This window comes from Gemmatimonadaceae bacterium (assembly GCA_037721215.1).
GTDB lineage: Bacteria > Gemmatimonadota > Gemmatimonadetes > Gemmatimonadales > Gemmatimonadaceae > UBA4720.
Window position 1 is genome coordinate 52,621 of record JBBJNV010000007.1, and the last position, 25,429, is coordinate 78,049.

At 59.2% G+C, this 25,429-nt stretch carries 25 protein-coding genes; all 25 read left to right on the top strand.

The window, feature by feature from the left end:
• The 25 genes from nuoD (at position 1) to fabF (ending at position 25,427) form a co-directional block, all read left to right on the top strand.
• Positions 1–1,308: an NADH dehydrogenase (quinone) subunit D gene (gene nuoD / locus WKF55_04980; protein MEJ7758928.1), complete on the top strand. Its 1,308-nt coding sequence runs from the start codon at positions 1–3 to the stop codon at positions 1,306–1,308.
• On the top strand, positions 1,305–1,859 hold the full coding sequence (locus WKF55_04985; protein MEJ7758929.1) for an NAD(P)H-dependent oxidoreductase subunit E: 555 nt from the start codon (positions 1,305–1,307) through the stop codon (positions 1,857–1,859). The genes nuoD and WKF55_04985 overlap by 4 nt, the downstream gene beginning before the upstream one ends.
• Entirely contained in the window at positions 1,859–3,172 is a 1,314-nt protein-coding gene (gene nuoF, locus WKF55_04990; GenBank protein MEJ7758930.1) for an NADH-quinone oxidoreductase subunit NuoF, read from the top strand. Before WKF55_04985 ends, nuoF begins: the two co-directional genes overlap by 1 nt.
• Positions 3,172–4,740, top strand: coding sequence for a 2Fe-2S iron-sulfur cluster-binding protein (locus WKF55_04995; GenBank protein MEJ7758931.1), 1,569 nt, complete (start codon positions 3,172–3,174; stop codon positions 4,738–4,740). The genes nuoF and WKF55_04995 overlap by 1 nt, the downstream gene beginning before the upstream one ends.
• Positions 4,737–6,017, top strand: a complete 1,281-nt coding sequence (gene nuoH / locus WKF55_05000; protein ID MEJ7758932.1) for an NADH-quinone oxidoreductase subunit NuoH — start codon at positions 4,737–4,739, stop codon at positions 6,015–6,017. The genes WKF55_04995 and nuoH overlap by 4 nt, the downstream gene beginning before the upstream one ends.
• Positions 6,017–6,514 carry an NADH-quinone oxidoreductase subunit I gene (locus WKF55_05005; GenBank protein ID MEJ7758933.1) on the top strand — a complete coding sequence of 166 codons (498 nt, stop codon included), beginning with the start codon at positions 6,017–6,019 and terminating at the stop codon, positions 6,512–6,514. Before nuoH ends, WKF55_05005 begins: the two co-directional genes overlap by 1 nt.
• Positions 6,511–7,065: an NADH-quinone oxidoreductase subunit J gene (locus WKF55_05010; GenBank protein MEJ7758934.1), complete on the top strand. Its 555-nt coding sequence runs from the start codon at positions 6,511–6,513 to the stop codon at positions 7,063–7,065. The genes WKF55_05005 and WKF55_05010 overlap by 4 nt, the downstream gene beginning before the upstream one ends.
• Positions 7,055–7,348, top strand: coding sequence for an NADH-quinone oxidoreductase subunit NuoK (gene nuoK / locus WKF55_05015; protein MEJ7758935.1), 294 nt, complete (start codon positions 7,055–7,057; stop codon positions 7,346–7,348). Before WKF55_05010 ends, nuoK begins: the two co-directional genes overlap by 11 nt.
• Positions 7,345–9,555 (top strand): NADH-quinone oxidoreductase subunit L, encoded by a 2,211-nt coding sequence (nuoL, locus tag WKF55_05020; protein MEJ7758936.1) that lies wholly within the window; start codon positions 7,345–7,347, stop codon positions 9,553–9,555. The genes nuoK and nuoL overlap by 4 nt, the downstream gene beginning before the upstream one ends.
• Before the next feature lie 6 nt (positions 9,556–9,561).
• Positions 9,562–11,166 carry an NADH-quinone oxidoreductase subunit M gene (locus WKF55_05025; GenBank protein ID MEJ7758937.1) on the top strand — a complete coding sequence of 535 codons (1,605 nt, stop codon included), beginning with the start codon at positions 9,562–9,564 and terminating at the stop codon, positions 11,164–11,166.
• A complete protein-coding gene (locus WKF55_05030; GenBank protein MEJ7758938.1) occupies positions 11,163–12,701 on the top strand; it encodes an NADH-quinone oxidoreductase subunit N in 1,539 nt (512 codons plus the stop codon). Before WKF55_05025 ends, WKF55_05030 begins: the two co-directional genes overlap by 4 nt.
• Before the next feature lie 6 nt (positions 12,702–12,707).
• Positions 12,708–14,072, top strand: coding sequence for a phosphomannomutase/phosphoglucomutase (locus tag WKF55_05035; GenBank protein MEJ7758939.1), 1,365 nt, complete (start codon positions 12,708–12,710; stop codon positions 14,070–14,072).
• A 1-nt stretch (position 14,073) separates the two neighbouring features.
• Positions 14,074–15,816 carry a UPF0182 family protein gene (locus tag WKF55_05040; protein MEJ7758940.1) on the top strand — a complete coding sequence of 581 codons (1,743 nt, stop codon included), beginning with the start codon at positions 14,074–14,076 and terminating at the stop codon, positions 15,814–15,816.
• Positions 15,809–16,771 carry a carbamate kinase gene (locus WKF55_05045; GenBank protein MEJ7758941.1) on the top strand — a complete coding sequence of 321 codons (963 nt, stop codon included), beginning with the start codon at positions 15,809–15,811 and terminating at the stop codon, positions 16,769–16,771. Before WKF55_05040 ends, WKF55_05045 begins: the two co-directional genes overlap by 8 nt.
• A gap of 56 nt (positions 16,772–16,827) precedes the next feature.
• Complete coding sequence (gene sucC / locus WKF55_05050) at positions 16,828–17,970, top strand: ADP-forming succinate--CoA ligase subunit beta (GenBank protein MEJ7758942.1); 1,143 nt, start codon at positions 16,828–16,830, stop codon at positions 17,968–17,970.
• Positions 17,967–18,833, top strand: coding sequence for a succinate--CoA ligase subunit alpha (gene sucD, locus WKF55_05055; protein ID MEJ7758943.1), 867 nt, complete (start codon positions 17,967–17,969; stop codon positions 18,831–18,833). Before sucC ends, sucD begins: the two co-directional genes overlap by 4 nt.
• Positions 18,830–19,285 carry a nucleoside-diphosphate kinase gene (gene ndk / locus WKF55_05060; protein MEJ7758944.1) on the top strand — a complete coding sequence of 152 codons (456 nt, stop codon included), beginning with the start codon at positions 18,830–18,832 and terminating at the stop codon, positions 19,283–19,285. The genes sucD and ndk overlap by 4 nt, the downstream gene beginning before the upstream one ends.
• A gap of 133 nt (positions 19,286–19,418) precedes the next feature.
• Positions 19,419–19,931, top strand: coding sequence for a DUF177 domain-containing protein (locus tag WKF55_05065; protein MEJ7758945.1), 513 nt, complete (start codon positions 19,419–19,421; stop codon positions 19,929–19,931).
• Positions 19,932–19,961: 30 nt separating this feature from the next.
• Positions 19,962–20,144 (top strand): 50S ribosomal protein L32, encoded by a 183-nt coding sequence (rpmF, locus tag WKF55_05070; GenBank protein ID MEJ7758946.1) that lies wholly within the window; start codon positions 19,962–19,964, stop codon positions 20,142–20,144.
• A 2-nt stretch (positions 20,145–20,146) separates the two neighbouring features.
• Positions 20,147–21,187, top strand: coding sequence for a phosphate acyltransferase PlsX (plsX, locus tag WKF55_05075; GenBank protein MEJ7758947.1), 1,041 nt, complete (start codon positions 20,147–20,149; stop codon positions 21,185–21,187).
• Positions 21,184–22,173: a beta-ketoacyl-ACP synthase III gene (locus tag WKF55_05080; GenBank protein MEJ7758948.1), complete on the top strand. Its 990-nt coding sequence runs from the start codon at positions 21,184–21,186 to the stop codon at positions 22,171–22,173. Before plsX ends, WKF55_05080 begins: the two co-directional genes overlap by 4 nt.
• Positions 22,174–22,177: 4 nt before the next feature.
• Entirely contained in the window at positions 22,178–23,119 is a 942-nt protein-coding gene (gene fabD / locus WKF55_05085; protein MEJ7758949.1) for an ACP S-malonyltransferase, read from the top strand.
• Complete coding sequence (fabG, locus tag WKF55_05090; protein MEJ7758950.1) at positions 23,116–23,853, top strand: 3-oxoacyl-[acyl-carrier-protein] reductase; 738 nt, start codon at positions 23,116–23,118, stop codon at positions 23,851–23,853. Before fabD ends, fabG begins: the two co-directional genes overlap by 4 nt.
• 89 nt (positions 23,854–23,942) lie before the next feature.
• Positions 23,943–24,182 (top strand): acyl carrier protein, encoded by a 240-nt coding sequence (locus tag WKF55_05095; GenBank protein ID MEJ7758951.1) that lies wholly within the window; start codon positions 23,943–23,945, stop codon positions 24,180–24,182.
• Complete coding sequence (gene fabF / locus WKF55_05100; GenBank protein MEJ7758952.1) at positions 24,183–25,427, top strand: beta-ketoacyl-ACP synthase II; 1,245 nt, start codon at positions 24,183–24,185, stop codon at positions 25,425–25,427. It begins immediately after the preceding gene.
• Positions 25,428–25,429: the final 2 nt, after the last annotated feature.

The window sequence follows — 25,429 nt, forward strand, 5'->3', positions numbered from 1 at the left end:
ATGGCAAATCGAACTGTCGAAATGGAACTCTCCACCACCGGCCTCGATCAACAGGGCCGGCCGCAGCGCGTTCCCCTCGTCACCGACAATCGTGGCGCCGCGGTCGACGTCATGCCGCCCGAGTCGATGGAGCCCGAGCTCGACGGCGATCACATGCTGATCAACATCGGACCTCAGCACCCTGCAACCCACGGAGTTTTGCGCCTGGTGCTCGAGCTCGACGGCGAGACCGTCGTCCGGTGCATCCCTCACGTCGGTTATCTGCACTGTGGATTCGAGAAGATCGGCGAATATCGCCAATACAACCAGATCATTCCCTGGACCGATCGTGAGGACTATCTCAATTCGATCGGCAACAATGTCGCCTTCGCGCTCGGCGCCGAAAGACTTTTTGGCATCGAGATCACCGAGCGCTGCACCGTTCTGAGAGTGATAGCGGCCGAGCTGTCGCGGATCATCTCCCATCTCGTGTGGCTTGGAACGACCTGCATCGATATTGGCGCATTTACGCCGTTCCTTTGGGCATTCCAGGAACGCGAGAACGTCTACAATCTGCTTGAAGGTTGGGTAGGGGCGCGCCTGACGACGTCTGCTACTCGCGTGGGCGGGATGGCGGCTGACATCCCAGCCGGCTGGATGGACGGTCTTGGGCAGTTCCTTCGGAACTTCCCCCAGACGCTCGACGAAATTGACCGCATGCTGACAAAGAATGCGATCTGGGTGGGGCGCACGATCGGCCTCGGCGTGATGAGTCCGGAGGAGGCAGTGAACTGGGGATTATCAGGCCCCATGCTCAGAGCTTCCGGCGTTGCGTACGACGTCCGCAAGGATTTTCCGTACCTCGACTACGAGACCTACGACTTTGATGTTCCGGTGGGAACGAATGGCGATGTATACGATCGTTTCCTGGTGCGCATGGAAGAGCTCAGGCAATCGGTACGAATTCTTCAGCAGGCGGCCGAGCGGCTTCCGGATGGACCGGTGAACGTGGACGATGCGCGTGTCATTCTGCCGCCAAAATCGAAGGCGACAAGTGAAATGGAATCGATGATTCATCACTTCAAGCAGGTGATGGAAGGCCCGCGTCCGCCGACTGGTGAATCGTATGTTGCGGTCGAGAGCCCCAAGGGTGAAAAAGGGTATTACATGGTATCGGATGGCACGTCCAAGCCGGTTCGCTGGCGGATCCGTCCGCCATCGTTCATCAACCTTTCGGCGATTCCCAAGATGGTGGAAGGGCACCTGTTGTCGGACGTCATTGCGATTAACGCCAGCATTGACATCGTGATGGGGGAAATCGACCGGTGAGTGCTCAAGCGATGGGTGGCAAAGCTTCCCCTGCGCTTGCATCCCATGATCACGACGGCCACGCTGCAGCTGATTACACGCCGGTCTTTACCGGAGAGGCACAGCGCGAGCTCGATGAGCTGTTGACTCGCTATCCCACAAAGATGGCGGCGCTCCTCCCGGCATTGTGGATGGTGCAGCGGGAGCGGGGCTGGGTAAGTGGACCGGCCATGGCGGAAGTGGCCGAGGTTCTCGATCTGACACCCGCCTACGTAAAGGGCGTGGTGACGTTCTACACGATGTACCACCAGCATCCGGTCGCGAAATACTTCATTCAGGTGTGCACGACCTCGCCGTGCGGTATCTGCGGCGCGGATGAGGTCGTCAAGTCCCTTCTGAAACACACCGGCACCGGGGAGCTCGGAGTGACATCGCCGGACAATCGATTCGCGGTAATCGAGGTTGAATGCCTGGGTGCGTGCGGGTTTCCTACGCCACTGATGATAAACGACGAATTCATCGAATCAGTCATCCCTGATACCGTACCAGCCCTTCTCGAGCGCCTGCCATAATGGGTTATCCGCACAAATCCCACGCGCGTGAAACTCCGATTCTCTCGGAATATTTTGGCGATCCCGACGCTCGCTCGCTTGATGGCTGGAAAAAGCGTGGTGGATACCAGGCTCTGGAGAAGGCGCTTGGAATGACTCCGGAGGCAATTGTCGGCATCGTCAAGGAATCGGGCCTGCGCGGGCGTGGCGGAGCCGGGTTCCCCACCGGAATGAAGTGGTCGTTCATGAAACCCGGCGACGGAAAGCCCCATTACCTCTGCTGTAACGCGGACGAATCCGAGCCGGGAACGTTCAAGGACCGCGAGATCATGCGGTGGACACCGCATTCGCTGGTAGAGGGATGCGCGATCGGAGCATATGCGATCGGCGCCGAAACTGCCTACATCTATATTCGCGGGGAATTTACGGAGCCGCTGCTGTGGATGGAGCGCGCTGTGAAGGAGGCGTATGATGCCGGGATTCTTGGCGCCAATGCGATGGGCACGGGAAAGCGCATCGACGTATACGTTCACAAGGGCGCTGGCGCCTACATATGCGGCGAGGAGACCGCGCTCATGAACTCGCTCGAGGGCAGGCGCGGGAATCCGCGAATTAAACCGCCTTTCCCCGCGGTTTCCGGAGTGTTCGGGCAGCCGACGACGATCAACAATGTCGAGACGCTCGCTGCCGTCAACGCGATTCTGATCCAGGGCGCGGACTGGTATAAGGGAATGTCGCTTTCGAATCCAAAAAGCACCGGATCCAAGCTTTTTTCTGTCTGCGGTAATGTGCGGTTCCCGGGCACCTACGAAGTCGCGATGGGATTTCCTTTCAAGGAATTTCTGTACGATCTGTGCGGTGGCCCGACAGAAGGCAGAAAGTTCAAGGCCGTGATCCCCGGCGGTGCTTCGGTGCCGATTCAAACCATGGACGAGGCTGACGCCACGCTGATGGATTACGAAGGTTTCGTGGCCCAGGGGTCGATGCTCGGATCGGGCGGGGTAATCGTGATCGACGACGCTCAGTCGATGGTTCGGGTAATTGCGCGACTCGCGCGCTTCTTCGCACATGAAAGCTGTGCACAGTGCACTCAGTGTCGCGAAGGCACCGCCTGGACCACGAAAATTCTGGAGCGTATCCGCGACGGACAGGGAACAATGGAGGATCTCGACACGCTCATGGATATCGCCGAGAACATGACCGGGACGACCATCTGCGTGCTGAGCGATTCGTGTGCGACGCCTGTTATCTCGGGCATTCGAAAGTTTCGTTCGGAGTTCGAATCGTTGATTCACGGCAAGCGCGTTCACTCGGTCATGGCGGCGGTGGCCTGATGGGTGATCTGAAGATGGTGAATCTCACGATTGAGGGCCGTCCGGTATCGGTTCCCGAAGGCACGTCGATTCTCGAAGCCGCGAAAACGGCCGGGATTCTCATACCCCACTACTGCTATCACCCGAGCCTGCCAATTCCTGGCGTGTGCCGGATGTGCCTGGTGGAAGTGGAGAAAGCACCGAAGCTCGCACCGTCCTGCGCTACATCTGTGGCGGAGGGGCAGGTGGTTCACGTTCACAACGATCGGGCGCTCGAGGCGCGGAAAGGCGTCCTTGAATTCCTGCTGATCAATCACCCGCTGGACTGTCCGATCTGCGATCAGTCAGGGGAATGTGAGCTCCAGGACTTCACCTTTCAGGAGGGACGCGCTGATTCGCGTTATCGCGACCCCAAGCGCTTCAACCCGGTGGAGGATTTTGGCGGGGACGTCCTGTATGTGCCCAACCGCTGCATTCTGTGCACTCGGTGTGTCCGCTTCATGGACGACCTTGCTCACGACACGGTACTCAACGTCAGCGAGCGCGGTGACCGAGCGCTTATCGGAAAATTCGAGGGCCGCGATCTGACGCACCCCTGGGCCGCGAATGTTATTGATCTGTGTCCCGTCGGAGCGCTGCTGTCGAAGGATTTTCTGAACAAGGCGCGGGCGTGGGAGCTCGACCGCGCTGCTTCTGTGTGCCCCAACTGCACACAGGGCTGCAACATGATGATCGAGGTGAGGGACAACGCTGTCACGCGGCTGAAGCCGAGGCCAAATGCAGAAGTCAATGAATACTTCATGTGCGATTACGGCCGCCTCAATTATCGTTGGATGAACCGCCAGGATCGCGCCGAATCGCCTATGGTTCGGCAATCCGGAGCATTGGCCGTCTGCGACTGGGAGGCGGCGATCCATTCCGCTGCAGATTTGCTTCGCGACAGGCGGGCTTTTGTACTCGCCTCGCCAATGCTTTCAAACGAGGCGCTCTATCTCCTCACGCTGCTGATAAATCGGAATGGTGGCGATGGCGTATTTCGCGTTGTAACCGGCGATGAAGCGCCACTACCTGGCGTCGAGGATCTCGCTCTCAGAAAAGACCGGGCCGCCAACGTCAATGGTGCCGAGCTTCTCGGTTTTACACGCTCCGACTCGCCATTGGCTGACTTCGCCGAGGGAGACGTCCTGATTGTCGCCGACGACGATCTTGCCGGAATTCCAGCTGCCGATCTGGCCAGGGCCTCGTCGGTGATCCTGATCGGCACTACGCTGCCAGCCTCCGTAAGGCACGCCGCAGTGGTTCTCCCGACTTCGAACTTCACGGAGGAGGAAGGCACGTTCACCAATATCCGTGGAAGGGTACAGCGGTTCACGCAGGCGCGGGCGGCACCGGGCCTTGCACGCCCAAGCTGGCTCGTGCTCGGTGATCTGCTCGGCGCGCTCGATGCGCAGAACAATTTCTATCTGCCGTCGGACGTGTTTGGAAGGCTCGCTGCATCTCATCCGGCTTTTTCGGGCCTCAGCTATGATGCCATCGGGTTGCGGGGGCTCAAGGTGCTGGATCCGATGGCGTCAGCGGTCTCACAATGATGTATTCGCAGTTTCTCCTTCAGGCCGCGAACCCACAGCTACCCCCCGTGAGCACCGGCGCCTTCGTCATCTTCACGCTGATCAAGATGCTGGTCGTCTTCACCATCTACATGGTGGGCGTGGCGTTGCTGACACTCGGCGAACGGAAGATCTCGGCATGGATCCAGGATCGGCACGGCCCCAACCGGGTCGGTCCGGGCGGCCTGTTGCAGCCTGCCGCTGACGGCCTCAAGAATTTCATGAAGGAAGAGACGTATCCGGAGGCCGCCTACAAGCCGATTTTTATTCTTGCGCCGATCCTGGCTTTTATTCCCGCGCTTACCACCTTCGCTGTAATTCCTTTCGGTGCGCCGTTCCCGACGCGGTGGGGACGAGTGGATATGGTAGTGGCCGATCTGCCGGTCGGATTTCTTTTTATTCTCGCAATCAGCTCGCTTGGCGTGTACGGAATTGTGCTGGCCGGCTGGGCATCGAACAACAAGTACTCGCTCCTCGGCGGACTTCGCTCGAGTGCCCAGATGATTTCGTATGAGATATCGCTGGGCATGTCCACGATTCCGGTGTTGCTGCTGGCGGGGAACGTGACACTCGGCTCGATAATCACACAGCAGGCGTATGGCGGATGGAACGTCGTCAACCTGACGATCGCATTTTTCATTTTTCTCGTTGCCGCGTTTGCGGAGACCAATCGGTTGCCCTTCGACCTTCCGGAGGCCGAAGCAGAGCTCATCGCCGGATACCATACTGAGTACAGCGCGATGAAGTTCTCACTCTTCTTCATTGCCGAGTACGCCAACATGGTGACGGCGAGCGCGTTGATGGTGACGCTGTTTTTCGGTGGATGGGATGTTCCGTTCACCGGGCGAGACAACATCGGGCCGTATAGCGGGTGGCTGACCCTGATATCGGTTGGCATTTTCCTCGTCAAGCTGCTGTTTTTTCTCTTTCTCTTCATGTGGATCCGCTGGACGCTGCCGCGCTTCCGTTATGACCAGTTGATGTCACTGGGCTGGAAATTCATGCTGCCGCTGGCGCTGGCGTACATCGTCATCATTGCGACGCTCATCCTGCTGCTTGAGGCGGCTGGTATCGACCGCGGCGCGATGTACAGCTCCATCCTTGGCGCCGTCAACATCGCGCTTGTAGTCATTGTTTTCGCGATTCTCGATCGCGGCCGGATCATCAGCCCCGCATACGGACGGATGCAGGGAACCCGGCTGAAGCGATTGCAGGGCGCCGCGCGACGTGCTCAACTGGCTACCGAGTCGGGAGACTGATGGCTATCAACGTGAAGGTTCTCGACCGTCCCATCGAAGACGTGAGCTACATCAGGGCGACGGTGAAGGGCATGGCGCTGACATTCAAACATCTGATGAATCCGCACAAAGTCACAGTGCAGTATCCGGAGGAAAAGTGGCAGATCTCTCCCCGGTGGCGCGGAACGCATCGCATGCTCACCGATGAAACAGGTAAGGCAAAATGCGTGGCGTGCGGATTGTGTCCGACGGTTTGCCCTGCCAACTGCATCAAGCTTATCCCCGGCGAGGACGAGAATGGCAATCGATATCCGCTGCTGTTCGAGATCGACGAGTTTCGTTGTATCTTCTGCGGCTATTGCCAGGAGGTCTGCCCCGAGGAGGCGATCCACGTGGGACGACATTATGAGAATTCGGAGTACAGCCGCGCTGGTTTCGTCTACGATCTGGAGCGGTTGACAGCGCAGACCCATCCTGTTTGCGAGATGTGGGATCCTGAAGACCCGAAGGGCGAATGATGGAGCCCCATTATCCGCTTTTCTACCAGTTCCATTTTTACTTTTTCGGTGTCGTCTCGATCGCCTCGGCACTTGCGTTTGTGACGCGCAAGAGCCCGGTTGCCGCTGCGCTCTGGCTCGTCAACACCATGTTCTCGATTGCCGCGCTGTTCGTGCTTCTCGATGCGGAGTTCATCGGCATCATGCAGGTGCTGGTCTATGCAGGCGCAATCATGGTCGTATTTCTTTTCGTCGTCATGCTGCTGAATCTCGGGCATCCATCCGAGATAGCCGATGCGCGCGGAAAGTGGCCCGCATTTGCCGCCGTTGTGATTGGCATTGCGATGCTGAGCATGATCATGACGATTTCACGCGGGCGGATTGCGGGGACGTTCCAGGTTCCCGCCGGATTCGCCGTTCAGCAGATGAACAGATATGGCGCAGTGGGCAGCGTTGCCCGGCCGCTTTTCAACGAATACCTGCTGGCCTTTGAACTCACCAGCGTGCTGTTGCTCGTCGCCATTGCCGGTGCCGTGGTACTGGGACGCAGGAGAGAAGCCGATGCTCGCTGAGTCCCTCGCACTTTCGGCCGCGCTTTTCACCATCGGCGTGGTAGGGGTTCTGACGCGTCGCAACGCGATAATCATCTTCATGTGCGTCGAGCTGATGCTCAATGCCGTCAATCTTACATTTGTCGCGTTTTCGCGGTTCTACGGTGCAGAGGGACAGGTTTTCGTCGTCTTCGTGATGACCGTCGCTGCCGCTGAGGCAGCCGTTGGTCTGGCAATCATCATTTCGATTTTCCGGCACCAGCAGTCCATCAACCTGCAAAACATCAATCTGCTGAAGGGATGATGATTCTCTCTCAGATAGCTGCTGAGGCACACCCGCTCGCCGGCACCGCGGCCGAGCTGGTCTGGCTTCTTCCCGCGCTGCCACTGGCGGGGTTTATCATCAACGGGGCGTTGTCGATCGCAAGCGCGGGGCGCATCGGTCCGAACGATCCGGACATGGGTCACGTCAGTACGGACAATGCAGAACACGGTTACGATGCACGTGACATCGCGCTGGCTGAACAATCAGGTGCGCATGGCGATGATCATCACGCGATCAAGCCTCACCGTTATGCATCGATTGCCAGCATCGTAGGGCCTCTCGTGCTCGGGCTGTCGTTTCTTCTCTCGCTGGTAATATTCGCCGCCATGCGCTCTGCCAGCATGGAGGCGCCGTTCATCCAGACCCTGTTCAGCTGGATGCCGGTGGGCAGCCTTCAGATAGACGCCGCGCTCCAGCTCGACCAGCTATCGATGGTTATGGTGTTGGTCATTACCGGCGTGGGCACGCTGATTCACATATTCAGTGTGGGCTACATGCGGGAGGATCCCGGGTATCCGAGATATTTCGCCTACCTGAATCTTTTTGTGTTCTTCATGCTCGTCCTGGTGCTTGGCGCGAATTATCCGGTGCTGTTCGTTGGATGGGAGGGTGTTGGGCTTTGCTCTTATCTGCTGATCGGGTTCTGGTTCTCCGACAAGGCCAACGCCGACGCAGGGAAGAAAGCATTCATCGTGAATCGAATCGGGGATTTCGGCTTTCTGGTAGCGATGTTCCTGATGTTCGCGACCCTTGGCACGCTCGATTTCGGAGGAGTGAACGGCGCCGCCGCCTCGCTGCCATTTGGAGGATTCGTAGTAACCGCCATCTGCTTGTTTCTCTTCCTCGGTTGCGCCGGCAAGAGTGCCCAGATTCCCCTCTATGTATGGCTGCCTGATGCCATGGCGGGTCCTACTCCTGTCTCAGCGCTGATTCACGCCGCGACCATGGTCACGGCCGGCGTATATCTTGTCGCCCGCAGCTCAGTGCTCTTCTCGATGGCTCCGGTCGCCGGTTTGGCGGTCGCTTTAATCGGGGCGCTGACAGCCATCTTTGCAGCGACGATCGGTCTCAAGCAGTGGGACATCAAGAAGGTTCTGGCGTATTCGACAGTCTCGCAGCTCGGCTACATGTTCATCGGTGTCGGCGTCGGATCGTACACCGCCGGCGTCTTTCATCTGGTAACGCATGCGTTCTTCAAGGCGTTGCTCTTTCTGGGCGCCGGATCGGTGATTTATGCGATGCATGCCGCATATCATCACACACATGCCGCAGACGACGCTCAGGACATGCGCAACATGGGCGGCCTCAGGAGTTACATGCCGGTGACTTGGGTCCTGATGTGGATTGCGACCCTCGCGATATCCGGGATCCCATTTTTTTCAGGCTTCTTCTCGAAGGACGAAGTGCTTGGCGCGGTGTTTACACGCGCGGGTCACTCCACCCTTGCGGATGCGACCCTGCTGGGAATTCCGGGAGGATTCATTCTTTATGTCGTGTATCTGCTGGGTCTGGCCGCGGCGCTGCTTACAGCGATCTACATGACCCGGCTGATGCTGTACACGTTTCATGGTCCCAACCGCACCGGCGACTCAGCGCGGCCGCATCTGCATGAGGCCCCCTGGATCATGACTGGCCCGCTCGTGGTGCTCGGCGGTCTGAGTGCGACCGGCGGCTGGCTCAACCTTCCTGCACTGATTCCATTGGGTCCCATACAATCTCTCGAGCACTGGCTGGAGCCGGTTGTCGGAGCTTCTTCCGCCCGCGTCGCCGGGCCCGAGGCAGGGCCGCATTCCGCCAGCACCGAGGCGGTCTTGATAGGGATTGCGGTGCTGATAGCGGCAGCCGGAGTTGCCTACGCATTTGCCCGCCTCAAGCCGGAACGTCTGCTGCCGAAAAAGGACTCTCGAGCAGAAGAAGGATTCGAGCGCGTACTCGCCAACAAGTATTTCATCGACGAAGGCTACGATTTCGCGATTGTCGACCCGACTTACCAGATATCGCGCAGCGTTCTGTGGAAAGGAGTAGATACCGGGCTTATCGACGGATTTCTGGTAAATGGCAGCACTGCGGTGATGCGGGCTTTCGGCTGGGTAGGATCGCGGGTGCAGACGGGCGCTGTTGGTACGTATGCCTGGGTGTTAGTCGCCGGCGTGCTGGTTGTGCTGGGCGCCGTCACTTTCCGCTGAATCCACATGGAAGAAATGCTCAGGTCGCTCGGCTACAACTCATGGGTTTTGCCCGCTTTGCTTCTGATTCCGCTCGCAGGCGCAGCGTTGTTGCTGGCGCTTTCGTCCGCGTCACGAAACGGGGGCGAGGATTCGAACCGCACTGCCCGACGCGTTGCGTTGGGGGTTTTCACGGTGGAGTTTCTGGTTTCGCTGGGGCTTTGGTGGTCTTTCGACCCGGCAAATGGCGGCTGGCAGGCGGCCGTCGACGCCGCCTGGATTCCAATGTGGGGAATCCGGTTTACGCTGGGTCTCGATGGCATCGCGCTGATGATGGTTCTGCTCACCACTTTCCTGATGCCGCTGACGGTGCTCGGCAGCTGGACGAGCGTCAAGACGAAGGTACACTCGTTCTTTGCTCTCATGCTGGTGCTCACGAGCGGCATGCTCGGTGTGTTCATGGCGCGCGATTTGTTTCTCTTCTACGTGATGTGGGAAGTGATGCTGGTGCCGATGTATTTCATCATCGGCATCTGGGGTGGGGAACGGCGAATCTACGCAAGCCTCAAGTTTTTCATCTATACGATGCTGCCGTCGCTGCTCATGCTGGTAGCCATTCTCTACCTAGGCATTCACGCCGGTAACGAGACGACTGGCACGCCGAACTTCAGTTACGACAACATCCTTGCGAATCCAGTCGTCAATCCGGTTGCTGCGCTCTGGCTTTTTGGCGCATTCTTCGCGGCGTTCGCGGTAAAGGTCCCGATGTTTCCATTCCACACGTGGCTGCCCGATGCGCACGTCGAGGCGCCGACGGCGGGGTCTGTCATTCTCGCCGCGATCATGCTCAAGATGGGCACGTTCGGGTTTCTTCGATTTGCGCTGCCACTGTTTCCGGGTGCGGCGATGCATCCCACTGTGCGGACGGTGATTGTGACGCTGGCCGTGATCGGTATTGTTTATGGAGCGCTGGTAGCAATGGTACAGCCCGACTTCAAAAAGCTTGTTGCCTATTCCTCCGTCAGCCACCTGGGCTTTGTCATGCTCGGTATTTTCGCGCTCACGCTGCAGAGCGTGCAGGGCTCGCTGATGATCATGATCAGCCATGGCATTTCAACCGGCGCCTTGTTTTTGCTCATCGGCATGATCTACGAGCGCAAACATTCCCGGCAGATCGAGTCGTATGGAGGGATAGCGCGGGTAGTCCCCATTTTCGCGGCCCTGCTGACCCTCGTGGCATTGAGCAGCATCGGTTTGCCGGGTACGAACGGCTTCATCGGCGAGTTCCTGGTGCTCATCGGTTCCTTCAAGCCGTTCCCCATATTCACGATCGTCGCAACGACGGGGGTGATCTTCGCGGCTGTGTACCTGCTCTGGGCCCTCCAGCGGATCTTGTTCAATCCACTCGACCGGAAAGAGAATGAGAGAATCCCTGATCTGAACTGGCGGGAGATTGGACTGATGACGCCTCTTGTCGTCGTGATCATCTGGCTTGGCGTCTATCCGGCTCCAGTGCTTCGACGGATGGAGATGGCGGCCCAGAGTCTGGTCACACAAGTCGAGCGGGGAGCGAATTCGCTTCAGTCGGGCAGGCCGGTGCTGGCAGCGGGCGCAGGGGAGTCATCACCATGACGCTCGACCTCTCGATCCCGTCGCATCTAATGACGGCGTTTGCGCCCGACATCCTGCTTATGGGCGGGGCGATGATCCTGCTGCTCTGGTCCGCGTGGCGCCCTGAAAGTGAACGACATCAGCGGAACGTTGGAGTTGCTGCGATCGTTCTCTGCGTAACGGTGATCATCACCATCGGCTTCTACATAGCGCGTGCCGACACCGTTTCCAGCGGAATCATTGCCGCTGACAATTTTCGGTGGACGGCCGACATCGTCTTCCTCCTCGCGACGATCGGCACGATCGCGCTGTCGATGGACTACAACGCGCGAGCCGGTATTGCCGCCGCAGAATCGCACGTCCTGGTGCTGTTCGCGACGGCGGGAATGATGACCCTGGCAGCCGCGCGGGATCTGATGATCGTGTTTCTGGGGATTGAGATCATGTCCGTCGCAGTGTACGTCCTCGCTGGTCTGAATCGCCGCAGTGCGCGATCGGCTGAAGGAGCGCTCAAGTATTTCCTGCTTGGCGCATTCTCGACGGCGTTCCTGCTTTACGGCATCGCACTTATCTACGGAGCGACAGGGACGACGAATCTTGGATTGATCGGAACGCGGGTAGCGGCGCTCGACCTGGGCGGCAATTCACTTCTGATCGTCGGCATCGCCCTCCTGCTGATTGGTTTCGGTTTCAAGGTCGCAATCGCGCCGTTTCACATGTGGGCTCCCGATGTCTATGAGGGAGCCCCAACGCCGATTACCGCATACATGGCGGCAGCAGTGAAAGCGGCGGCATTTGCCGGGTTCCTGCGCGTCTGGCTGGAAGGATTTTCCACGGTGTCGTCGGTCTGGCACGGGCCGGTCTGGTGGCTTGCGGTGGCGACGATGGTCGCTGGCAATCTGATCGCGCTGGCGCAGAAGAACATTAAGCGAATGCTCGCGTACTCGAGCATTGCGCACGCCGGCTACATCCTCGTCGCGATTGCGATCGGCACGCCCGCCGCAAGTGCTGCGTTCATGTTCTACCTCCTCGCATATACACTCGCGACACTGGGAGCGTTCGGTGTAATAGTGGCGCTCGAACGCCGCGGTGAAACGCAGCTCAACATCGACGATTACTCCGGTCTGTGGTCCGTGCGTCCGTGGCTCGCAACCGCCATGGCGGTATTCATGCTCGCGCTGCTCGGGTTCCCGATTTTCGGCGGCATTGGTTTCTTTGCCAAATACTGGCTGATTCAGTCGGCGCTGCAAACCGCCGCGCCCCAGACAAAGCTGGCTGTTATCCTGGTGCTCACCAGCGTCGTATCTGCCGGCTATTATCTCTACGTCGTGATGGTGATGTTCATGCGTCCCCGTCCAGTCGATGCAGCGACCATACCTGCTCTCGGAAACTGGACGCGCTTCGTTATTGCCGCATCTGCTGTGCTGATTCTTGCCCTTGGCATCCTTCCGAATTCCGTCATCAGGTGGGCTGAACGCAGCCAGCCCGTAGCTGGTATCGTTCGCACGGCCGACAAGGCAGTCGCGGGCGTGAACAGCGCTTCCGTCCCGAGGTAAGATCGAATGCTGCAGCGAAACATCTTCCGTGAATACGATATTCGCGGCGTCACCGACACGGATCTCACTCCGGACGTTGCGAGGCTGGTCGCCAGGGGATACGCAGCTTTTCTGGCGCGTCGCGGAATTTCAGGCGCAATCGCCGTTGGCCGCGATAACCGGCCGAGCGGGAATGCATTGCATGCCGAGCTCGTGGCAGGCCTGCTCGAGAGCGGGCTGGATGTAGTGGACATCGGGATCGTGCCGACGCCGCTGGCATACTGGGCCCAGCACAAACTGGATGTCGTTGGAGGCGTTCAGATAACGGGGTCGCACAACCCGCCGGAGTTCAACGGCTTCAAGCTCGGTCTTGAGACGAGGTCGATCTACGGGGCGGATATTCAGGCGATCTATGAACTCGCTCTCGCTGGCGAGTTCCCGTCAGGCGCCGGAACGATTCGCAATGAAGACGTCATCGAGCGCTACATCGATGATGTCGCAGAGCGCATTGGGAGAATCTCGACCCCCATGCATTTCGTGGCTGATTGCGGGAACGGCGCGGGCGCGCTGGTCGCCAGACGCCTGTTCGACCGGCTGGGGCTGGCGGGCACGATATTGTTTGGAGAAAGCGACGGTACTTTTCCGAACCATCATCCCGATCCGACGGTCCCTGAAAATCTCGAAGACCTGATCGCGGCGGTGAAGGAAGAGAAAGCCGGGCTCGGAATCGCGTTCGATGGTGATGCGGACCGAATAGGTGTCGTCGACGAGGACGGCGGCATTATCTGGGGAGATCACATCCTCATCATGTACGCCCGCGACGTTCTGAAAAGGACGGGGAAGGGACAGCCGATAATCTTCGACGTGAAATGCTCGCAGGCACTGCCGGAAGAGATCGAGAAAGCTGGCGGTCAGGCCTTGATGTGGAAGACAGGGCATTCGCTGATCGAGGAGAAGATGCATGAGACACATGCTCCGATTGCAGGCGAGATGTCTGGGCACATGTTTTTTTCGGAGGGATGGTATGGGTTCGATGATGCGCTTTATGGAGCGGCGCGTTTGCTCAGGATCATCTCCGATAGCGGCTTGAGCGTCCGGGAAATGATGGCCGATGTGCCACGGTTTATTTCCACACCCGAGTTACGCGTTGTTTGTGCCGACGAGCTCAAGTTCGGAATAGTCGAGAACGCACTCAAGCATTTTTCCGCGACTCATGAAGTAATCGACGTCGACGGGGCACGGGTGCTGTTCGGCGACGGCTGGGGCCTGATCCGGGCGTCGAATACGCAGCCGGTGCTCGTCCTCCGCTTCGAGGCCCGAACCGATGAGGGACTCGCCCTGATCCGGGGCGAGATGGAAAGCTGGCTCAGCGCGCAGGGCGTCAGCGTTTGAGATGAACCCCCGCCGGCGGCTCCTCGTCGCGCTCGCAGCCGTCGGACTCGTGCTGCTGGCGGGCCGTATGCTGGCGATGATCTACACTGACTATGCGTGGTACCGGGCGCCCGGCGCGACGTCGCTGTGGAAGGAGCGGGTTCGCGATATCGCCGTCATCCACCTTGTATCCGCCACCTTTGCGGGGCTCTTTGCGCTGGTGAACTTGTCCGTCCTGCGGCGTAGCATTGTGTCGCTGGCCTTTCCGCGGCGGCTGGGGAACGTGGAATTTGGTGAGGCGGTCCCGCACCGATACATCGATGGGGTCGCTTTTTTTCTATCCGGCGCCGTTGCTGTTGCGATGTCGTTTGCCGCACCGCGCTGGCAGGATCTGGCGCTGGTCAGAGCCAGTCCGCGATTCGGCGAGGCCGACCCATTTTTCCAGATGGATCTCGGTTTCTACGTGGCCTGGATTCCACTAGAGATCGCCGTTTATACGTGGGCTCTCATACTTCTGATCGTTGTCTCCGCGCTCGTGATAGGGCTTTACGCCCTTACACCAAGTCTGCGGTGGCACGAAGGAGCATTTCACGTCTCAGTCAGGGCGCGTCGCCATCTGACCGTTCTGGCCTCGCTGCTGCTGGTGACTCTCGCATGGCGATACCGTCTCGACGGGTACGGGCTTCTTATGCACGGCAGTGGTCCAGCAGGTGCGTTTTCATACATCGACCACCAGTGGCTGATCCCTGCCTATCTCTCGCTTTCCGTGGGAACCGTCGCCGGGGCCGCACTGGTGCTGGCAAGCGGATGGGCCGGTCAGATCCGCGCAAGTTTTTTCACAGTCTCCGCAGTGCTAATTTTCTCGGTCACCATTGGCCTTGTATTGCCGTCACTCGTGAGGAGCATCGGCAGTGCCTCGACGACCGGAGTTCCAGAATCCCCGTACCAGGCGACCCGCGAGATTTTCACCCGCAGGGCCTATGGCCTCCGGGCGCCCGGAGTGTTGTCCCAGCCAGCCGAAAACACGCGGTTCAGCGTTTTCTCGGATTCCACGCGGGTAGCCGCGCTCGTCGAAGGTGCGCGTTCAGATGCGCTGATATATCCGGGCGCTGTCGGGGCTGCACTGGTGAAAAACGGCGCGGGTGTGAACTCCCCCGTGCTGGGTAGCGGGCTTCGCCGGCTCGCTCACGCATGGTCGGAGCAGCGACTCGATCTGATGTGGAGCGACCTGCCGCCGCCGACGCGGATAGTCACCACCCGCGATGTTCGCGAGCGACTGAAACGTCTGACCCCGGTTTTTGATCAGGGCAGCGATGTTACACCCGCGTATATCGCAGATACTTTGTTCTGGGTGGTGCAATTGTATTCCGCGTCCGTCAATTATCCGCTCAGCGAGCATCATGTGCTCGCGGGTGAGGAACGCTCATACTTCCGCCACGCTGGAACTGGCATGATCAATTCGCGAACTGCCAGGGTGACCGTCGTGCCGGCACCATCGCCGGATCCCATCGCCGCCAGCTGGCGGGCTCGTTTCCCCGCGGTTTTCCGGTCGGGCTCGCCGGATATCCTGAGTGAGCTATCGCCGGTCCCCACGACACCCTTTGGGCGCACGCTGCCCTCTGGTATCGCCGGCACCGGAGACTCCGCTTTCCGCGTTGAGGTCAACCGGCTCTACAAGCGAATGCGGGCCACCCTCGCGGCGGGGGATCTCCCCGGATTTGCCGCCGCTTACGACTCGCTTGGACGGGTGATCGGTCGTGACTGAACATTCCGCTCGAAAGACCACACGTACCGCCGTTCTGGCGTTGGGCGGGAACGCTCTTTCTCCGCCCGGCGAACGGTCGACAATCGCGGATCAGTTCCGGCACACCCGCGAGAGTCTTGGACCGATTGTCGATCTGGCCGCGGAAGGCTGGGATATCTGCGTCGTCCATGGTAACGGGCCCCAGGTAGGCGATGAGCTAGTTCGCAACGAAGTAGCGCGGCACGAAGTCGCACCCCTGCCGCTCGGGGTACTCGTCGGAAGCACCGCTGGCTGGATCGGTTACATGATCCAGCAGTCGATTGAAAACGCGCTGCACAAGGCTGGTGAAAATCGGCGGGTAGCGACTGTTATCACGCAGGTCGAGGTCGATCGCCGCGATCCGGCGCTCGCCAATCCAACGAAGTTCATTGGACACGCTATCTCCGAATCACGTGCGCAGTCGCTGCTCGATGACGGTCAATCGGTGAAACGGGACGGCCGCGGGCAATTCCGCCGCGTGGTAGGGAGCCCTCGGCCTGTCACCATCCACGAGCTCGGCATTATCAGCCAGCTCGTGGCGGAGGGGACAATCGTGATTGCGTGTGGTGGTGGAGGCATCCCCGTATATCGGGACGATGCACGTGGCTTGGAAGGCGTCGATGCGGTAATCGACAAGGATCTCGCGGCAGCCGTTCTCGCGCGCGAGCTGGGCGCGGAGTTGTTTGTCATCTTGACCGACGTGGACGCAGTCTACACCGGCTGGGGCAAGCCGACCCAGCGGGCGCTGGGGAAATTGTCTGTTGCTGAAGCAACGCGCCTCGACGAAGAAGGCGCGTTCGGCGAAGGCAGCATGGCGCCCAAGGTACGCGCGGCAATCGACTATGCCACTCATACCGGAGGCCGCGCCGTGATCACAGAATTGAAGCTCGGCCTGGAAGCCGTGCACGGTCGCGCGGGAACGACCATAGCCCGTTAAGTTCCCCCTGTCTCGATTCAATCATTTTCTCCGCGGTTCCGCGGAGCGGAGCCTACTTGAACATTCACGAGTATCAGGCGAAGGAAATACTCCGCCAGGCTGGCGTCCCTATTCCTCCGGGCGAGGTGGCTACCACAGCCGCGGAGGTCGAGCGAATCGCTCGTCAATTTGGTGGAACTGTTGTTGTAAAGGCGCAGGTTCACGCGGGTGGAAGAGGGAAGGCCGGTGGGGTCAAGCTTGCATCGACACCCGAGGAGGCACGCGAAGTAGCCGAGAAGATTCTGGCGCTGACGATCAAGGGTTTGCCGGTGGAGAAGGTGCTCGTTACGCCCGCCGCGGAGATTGCCACTGAGGCGTATGTCGGTATCATCGTCGACCGCTCTTCGAAACGCGCGGTATTCATGGTGAGCCCTGCGGGCGGTATCGACATCGAGGAAGTCGCGGCGAAAACTCCCGACAAAATCATGCGGCGCCCGGTCGATCCGCGGTACGGGCTACGTGGATACGAAGCCATGGAAATGGGTTTTTTCCTGTACAACGATGTGAAGCAGGCGCGGGCCGCTGCGCAAATCATGCAGCAGTTGTACTCGGCATTCGCGGCGAGCGGCGCCTCGCTGGCCGAAATCAACCCGCTGGTCACGACCCCTGAAGGTGCCGTCGTTGCGCTCGACGCCAAAATGGTGATCGACGATAATGAGCTGGATCGCCTGCCGGACATCGCAGCCTTGCGCGATGAATCCTCCGAGGCGGCAAGCGAAGTCGAAGCGCGCAATGCGAACCTCACGTTCATAAAGCTCGACGGAAATGTCGGCTGCGTTGTGAACGGGGCCGGCCTTGCAATGGCGACGATGGATCTCGTGAAGTATTACGGCGGCGAGCCCGCGAACTTTCTGGACATTGGCGGGTCATCCAATCCCGAAAAAGTCGTTAGCGCGTTGCAGATCATCACCTCTGATCCGAACGTGAAGGCAATTCTTTTCAACATTTTCGGCGGAATCACGCGCACCGATGACGTTGCCAATGGAATTGTTACCGCCACAAAGCAGAATCCCCTGAAGGTGCCGATCGTCATCCGGCTCACGGGCACCAACGAAGAGATTGCCTTGAAGATACTGCAGGATAACGGATTTTCGGCGATGACCGACATGGATGAAGCCGTTCAGAAAGCGGTTGCACTCGCGACAGGAAAAGCGGCGTGAGCATCTTCATCGACAAAGGCACCAGGCTGCTTATTCAGGGAATCACTGGCCGCGATGGATCGTTTCATGCCCGCCAGATGGTCGAGTATGGAACGCAGGTCGTCGGCGGTGTTACGCCCGGAAAGGGCGGCCAGAAATTCGATTCGGTCGTCCCGATCTTCAACACCGTAAGCGAAGCGGTCAGTCAGACGGGGGCAAACGCGACGGTCATTTATGTTCCGCCGATGTTTGCCGCCGACGCGATGATGGAAGCCGCAGATGCGGGAATACCTTTCATCGTCTGTATAACCGAGGGCGTACCCGTCCTCGACATGACTCGTGTATACCCATTCGTGAAAGAAAAAGGGGCGCGGCTGCTCGGCCCGAACTGTCCAGGACTGATTTCACCCGGAAAATCAAAAGTTGGAATCATTCCTGGACGAATCTGTCAGGCCGGGCATATCGGTCTCGTCAGCCGGTCGGGCACTCTCACCTATGAAGTTGTCTTTCAGATGACACGCGCCAGCATGGGACAGACGACTTGTGTCGGAATCGGCGGCGACCCGATCAACGGCACCAGTTTCATTGACTGCCTGGCGGCTTTCGAGAGCGATCCGGATACCGAGGCAGTGGTGATGATTGGCGAAATCGGTGGCACGGATGAGCAGGAAGCTGCTCGTTTTGTGAAAGAGCGGATGACCAAACCGGTGGTGGGATTCATTGCCGGTCAGACTGCTCCCCCCGGCCGCCGAATGGGCCACGCCGGTGCCATCATTTCCGGATCGGCCGGTACAGCCGCGGAAAAAATGGAAGCGTTCGAGGAAAATGGAGTTGGGGTGGCAAAGCGCCCAATTGACGTTGTCGAGCTTCTACGGAAACTATGACCGATAACACAGGAAATACCGAGATGGCTGGAAGCAGAACCCTGACAATCATCAAGCCGGACGCATTTGGTTCCGGAAAGGCAGGCAGCATTATCGCCCACCTCGAGAATGCGGGCTTCCGTGTCGTGGCGGCCCGCGTGCTCAGGCTGACGGACGCGCAGGCGGGCGCGTTCTACGAGGTACATCGCGAGCGACCCTTCTTTGGCTCGCTGACGTCGTTCATGACGTCTGGTACATGTATGCCGATCGTTCTCGGCAAGGCAAACGCGGTTGCCAATCTCCGCGAGGCGATCGGCTCGACCGATCCTGCCGAGGCAGCGGACGGAACCGTTCGGAAGCTGTTTGCCGAGTCAAAGGAGCGAAACGCGATCCACGCGTCAGACTCTGACCAAAACGCCGAACGTGAGTCCCGCTTCTTCTTTTCTGAATCGGAGCTGCTGCAGAACAGCTGAGAGCGCCGCGGCCCGCGCGGCCATTCTCTCTTTGTCGTCTACAGGCTGCGCGGCGTTACACAAGGCCACCAGCCTCGCCGGACTCAGCCACGGCACTTTTCCGCCATTGCCGGGGTCGCTAGCTTTAGGCCTTATGCTGTCGTTTGACATCCGTTCTCTGGAGTCGCAGGCAGCGCACGTCGACAGTAATCTCGCGCCGGACGATTCCGTCTGGGAAGATGGAGACGTGCGTCCCTCGCACCCGATCTACGTAAAGGGTAGACTCTCCGCCGCGGGCTCGTCCCGCTTTTATTTCAGCGGAAGCTTTCGCGGGGCAGTTGCCGCGCCATGCCGGCGCTGCCTTGCCGACGTGACGGCCGACGTTGCGGAAGAAGCACATTTCATATTCTCATCCGAAGGTGAGGACAGTCTCGACGATCCGGATGTTTACCCGTTCGATCCGATGGCGCATTCTCTCGATCTGCGCCAAGCGGTTCGGGAAGTATGGCTTCTGGCGGCGCCGGCATTTCTGCAATGCCGGGAAGACTGCAAAGGCTTGTGCCCCAGCTGTGGCATCGATCTCAACACCTCAACCTGCAATTGCGTTCCGGTATCGGCAGACAAACGGTGGGATGCGTTACATTCCGTGCGCGACAGACTTACCTGAAAGCACTACACTCAACTTAGATATCATCCCATGGCTGTACCAAAACGCCGTACATCGAAACGAAAGAAACGCGCGCGAAACACGCACAAAACCGCTCCCGCCATCGCGATACAGAAATGCCCGCGGTGCCAGAGTATGAAGCGGCCCCATCACGTTTGCGACGAGTGCGGTTATTACGATGGAGAACTGCGAGTCGCTCCCAGGGAAGCGTAGCATTGGCGCGCATCGCGTTGGACGCCATGGGGGGCGATTTCGCTCCCCAGGCAACTATCGCCGGAGCGCTCCACGCATTGAATGAGCTCGACGAACGACACGTCGTCCAGCTCGTAGGGCAGACACTTGCGATCGAACGCCAGCTCGCCAGCTCACTCAGCGGCGAGCTTGCTCATTTTGCCCATCTCCGCAGCCGCATCCGGCTCGTCGAGGCCTCCGACACGATCGGGATGTCCGAGAGGCCAACCGCGGCTCTGCGAAAAAAACCGAACAACCCGATGGCGATCGGGATCAGGTTGCAGCTCGACGGTGAATCGGACGCGTTCGTATCTGCCGGCAACACCGGAGCGCAGATGGCGGTCTCGTCTGTTCTTCTCAAACTGCAGCCGGGCCTTACCCGGCCGGCGATCGCCACTATTTTCCCGACGTCGCTCAATCCGATCGTGTTCCTCGATTCAGGGGCGAATGTCGATTGCTCCGCGCATGAACTGGTTCAGTTCGCCTGGCTCGGATCCATTTACGCCGAGCACGTACTCGGCCGGCAAAATCCGGTAGTCGGGTTGCTGAGCAACGGAGAAGAGGAGGGCAAAGGCAACAGCGTGTGCAAGGAGGCACATTCCCTGTTCCGAACTGCGGGTTTCAATTTTCATGGAAACGTCGAGGGACGCGATCTCCCTGCTGGATGTACGAGCAGGGGCCCTGTCGATGTTGTTATTTGTGATGGCTTTACGGGCAACATTGTGCTGAAGTTCTACGAAGCCGTTACTCCGATGATCGTCGATCTCCTGAGCCGCGGGCCCGGAATCGACCGGGGAAGGCTTGAAGCGGCACTCGGACCGCTGGATTCGTCCATGTATGGAGGCGCCCCACTGCTCGGCGTTCAGGGTGTGAGTATCATCTGCCATGGCAACTCCTCGCCACGGGCTATCAAGAACGCGGTCAAGGTGGCGGTGCGGGCGGTTGAAACCCGGATGAACGAGCATATTGGAGCGCATTTGTCAGCTGCTGGTGGCCTTGCAGCTCAGCAGGATATGGCATCGTGAAACGGCCGATTGCGGCGGTAATTGGTACAGGGCGCGGTGTGCCGGAGTACGTCATGACGAACCATGACTTTGCGGCAATTGGGGTCGATACCTCTCATGAGTGGATCGTGGAACGATCCGGGATTGTGGAGCGTCACATCGCCAGAAATGGCGAAACGACCTGTTCGATGGCATCGGATGCGTCGCAAAAGGCGATGAACCGTGCAGGCATTCAGCCGGGCGAGCTCGACACGATCATCCTGAGCACGGCGACGCCTGACCGGCTGCTTCCCTCGACAGCAGTGGACCTACAGGCTTCGCTTGGCGCGTCGCGCGCCGCCGCGCTCGACATCGGAGCGGCTTGCTCGGGCTGGCTGTACGGTATGACGGTCGCCGAAGGAATGATTGCCTCCGGAGTCGCAGAAACCATCCTGGTCGCAGGCTCCGAGAAAATGAGTGCCATCGTCGACTGGAAGGACCGCTCGACGTGCGTGTTGTTTGGTGACGGTGCCGGCGCGGTGGTATTACAACGCGCCGCAACAGGGAAGGGAATTCTCTCCTCCTTCATGCGCAGCGACGGCCAGCTCGCCGACCTTCTTTACCGGCCAAGCGGCGGATCGACGAACCAGATGACGGCAGCGATACTCGAGGAACGGAGCCACCTCGTCAAAATGGCCGGCCGCGAGGTCTTCAAGCACGCGGTGAGATCAATGTCGGAAGCAGCCGATCGTGCGCTCGACGCAGCACGGCTTACGGCTAGTGACATCGATTTGCTGATACCTCACCAGGCCAACATCCGGATTATCGAAGCAACCGCAAAGCACTCCCATATTCCGATGGACAAAGTCTACGTGAACGTCGACAGGTATGGAAACACATCGTCCGCATCCATTCCGATTGCGCTGGACGAAGCCGCTGAGCGCGGACTTATCAGGGAAGGCTCTACAGTTCTGCTCGTTGCCTTTGGAGCCGGATTCACCTGGGCTTCGATGATCATAAGGTTCTGACGGAATGGACATCGTACTCCTATTCCCCGGTCAGGGATCGCAGAAGCCGGGCATGGGCAAGGATCTGTCGGCAGCGTTTCCAGCTGCGCGCGACGTATTCGAGACGGTCGACGAGGCGCTTGGCATGGCTCTTTCCGATCTTTGTTTTGAAGGCCCCGCTGCAGACCTCACGGCGACGCACAATGCGCAGCCAGCGCTTCTTGCACACGGCGCTGCGGTTTGGGCCACCCTCAAAGACGCGCTGGAAGGGCACGTATGCGCGGCTGCGGGTCATTCGCTCGGTGAGCACACCGCTTACCACGCGGCCGGGTCCACCTCGCTCGGGGATGCCGTGAGGCTCGTACGGAGGCGTGGCGAACTGATGTATGAGGCGGGCCAGAATCGCCCTGGGGCCATGGCAGCCGTACTTGGCACATTCACGGATTCAATCGAGTCACTGTGCGAGCTTGCCACCCGAAGCGCGGGACTTGTTGTTCCCGCCAACTACAACACTGCCGAGCAGATTGTGGTCTCGGGAGAAAGCAGCGGCGTCGACCGCCTGATGGAGATCGCAAAGCTCAACGGCGCGCGCCGGACGGTCCGCTTGCCTGTGAGCGGAGCCTTCCATTCGCCGTTAATGGAACCCGCGGCAGAAGGTTTTCGAGAGGCAGTCTGGGCCACCACGTTCGCCGAACCACGTTTCCCTGTCTACTCGAACGTCACCGAGGCACCGGCAGGCTCATCAGACGACGTTCGCGAGCTGCTGGTGAAACAGCTCACTTCAGCGGTTCGCTGGACGGGTGAGGTGACGAAGATCGCTACGCGTTTTCCCGATGCGCTGTTTGTGGAGATGGGCCCGGGTAATGTCCTGACTGGCCTGTTGACCCGGATTGTTCCGGGCGCGAAAGGCATGGCCTGCGGGACTGCCGCGGAAGTCGAAAAGCTCCTCAATCAAATGAGCAAATGAACATCGATCTCACGGGAAAAGTTGCACTGGTGACCGGCAGCACGAGAGGTATCGGGCGCGCGATCGCAGCAGCGCTTACCGCAAGCGGGGCGCGCGTTGCGATAGTGGGCCGTGAGAAAGGCAATGCGGAAAGTGTTGCGCTTGAAATCGGCGGCGGCTCGATGGGTTTCGGGTGCGATGTAAGCGACACTGCACAGGTCGCGCAGCTTGTCAGCGATGTCGAAAAACAGTTTGGCGCGATTGATATTCTGGTCAACAACGCCGGGCTTACGCGCGACAACCTGGTGATGCGTCTCAAGGATGATGACTGGAATGCAGTCATGGATGCAAATTTGCGCGGCGCGTTTGCAGCCATACGGGCCGTAGCCCGCGGAATGATGAAACGTCGCACCGGGCGCATCATCAACATGGCCAGTGTTGTTGGCCTGAACGGCAACAAGGGCCAGGCGAATTATTCCGCCAGCAAAGCCGGACTGATCGCTTTGACAAAATCGGTCGCGAAGGAACTGGGGTCGAGGAATATCCTCGTCAATGCCATCGCACCGGGGTTCATCGAGACCGAGATGACTGCTGCAATGACAGCCGAGGCGCGCGGTGCTCTAACCGGCCTGATCCCGCTCGAGCGTCTGGGGAAGGTCGAGGACATTGCCACGGCCGTGGTGTTTCTTGCGTCGGATCAGGCTTCCTACATAACCGGCCAGGTTGTCGTTATTGACGGCGGAATGGTGATGTAGAACCGGTCGCATGTGGTGCCCCGTAACTTTCTGCTATCACATCGCTTAACTATATTTCGTGCACCCAACCCACACTGAAGAGGACGTAAATGGCCGATAACTCGGATAAGGTTAAGGACATCATCGAGAAGGAACTTGGAGTCGAACGCGAGAAGCTGACGAACGAAGCCAGCTTTATCGAAGATCTCGGTGCCGACAGCCTTGACATTGTCGAGCTCGTCATGGAGTTCGAGAAGGAGTTCAACATCGACATCCCCGACGAAGATGCCGAAAAGCTCCGTACAGTTGGCGATGCCCTCGGTTATCTGAATAGCAAGATTCCCGCGTAGATGAAGCGCAGGGTCGTCGTCACGGGCATGGGAGCTGTCACGCCCGTCGGCAACGACGTAGCGACGATGTGGCGCTCCCTGATCGAAGGTCGCTCCGGAGCGGCGCCAATCACTCACTTCGACGCGAGCATCTTTCCCGTCCGTTTTGCGTGCGAGCTCAAGGGGTTCGATCCGCTTCAATACATGGATCGGAAGGAGGCAAAACGCGCCGATCATTTCACACAGTATGCGGTTGCATCGGCTAAAATGGCGATGGAAGACGCCGGCTTCGGTGATCGTACGGGCTATGATCCGGAGAACACGGGTGTCATCGTCGGCAGTGGCATCGGGGGCCTCAAAATCTTCGAGGAACAGCACGACGTCTACCGGCAGCGTGGCCCATCCAAGATCTCGCCTTTCTTCATCCCGATGTTCATCGGTGACATTGCCGCTGGAATCGTCTCGATGCAGTTCGGTGCCAAGGGCCCGAACTACGCCACTGTATCCGCATGTGCCACCAGCGCCCACGCGATTGGCGACTCGTTTCGCACGATCCAGTACGGTGATGCCGACGTAATGATCACCGGCGGCGCGGAGGCTACGGTGACGCCAATGGCCATTGGTGGGTTTGCAAACATGAAGGCGCTGTCAGAGAGGAATGACACACCTGAAACTGCGTCGCGTCCGTTTGACGCAACCAGGGATGGGTTCGTCATGGGTGAGGGCAGCGCAACGGTAATCCTCGAGGAGATGGAGCACGCTCGCCGCCGTGGCGCGCGCATTTATGCCGAGGTCGTTGGATACGGCGCGACGGGCGATGCTTATCATCTGACGGCACCAGCCCCCAACGGAGAAGGGGCGCAACGGGCCATGAAGCGTGCGCTCAAGGACGCCGGGATGGGCCCTGAGGATGTTCAGTACATCAACGCCCACGGAACGTCCACTCCCGCCCACGACGTGAATGAGACCGCCGCGATCAAGGCAGTGTTCGGCGAGCATGCCGCAGGCGTCAACGTCAGCTCGACAAAGTCTTGCACCGGTCACATGCTGGGAGCCGCGGGGGCGGTGGAACTTGTGATCGGCGCACTCGCTATAAACGAGGGACTGATACCGCCGACGATCAACTATCAAACTCCAGATCCCGACTGCGATCTCAACTACACAACCAACGGTCCGGTCAAACGAGAGGTCAGCGCCGTGCTGAGTAACAGTTTCGGATTTGGCGGGCACAACACCACGCTCGTCATAAAGCGCTTCACGGACTAGCG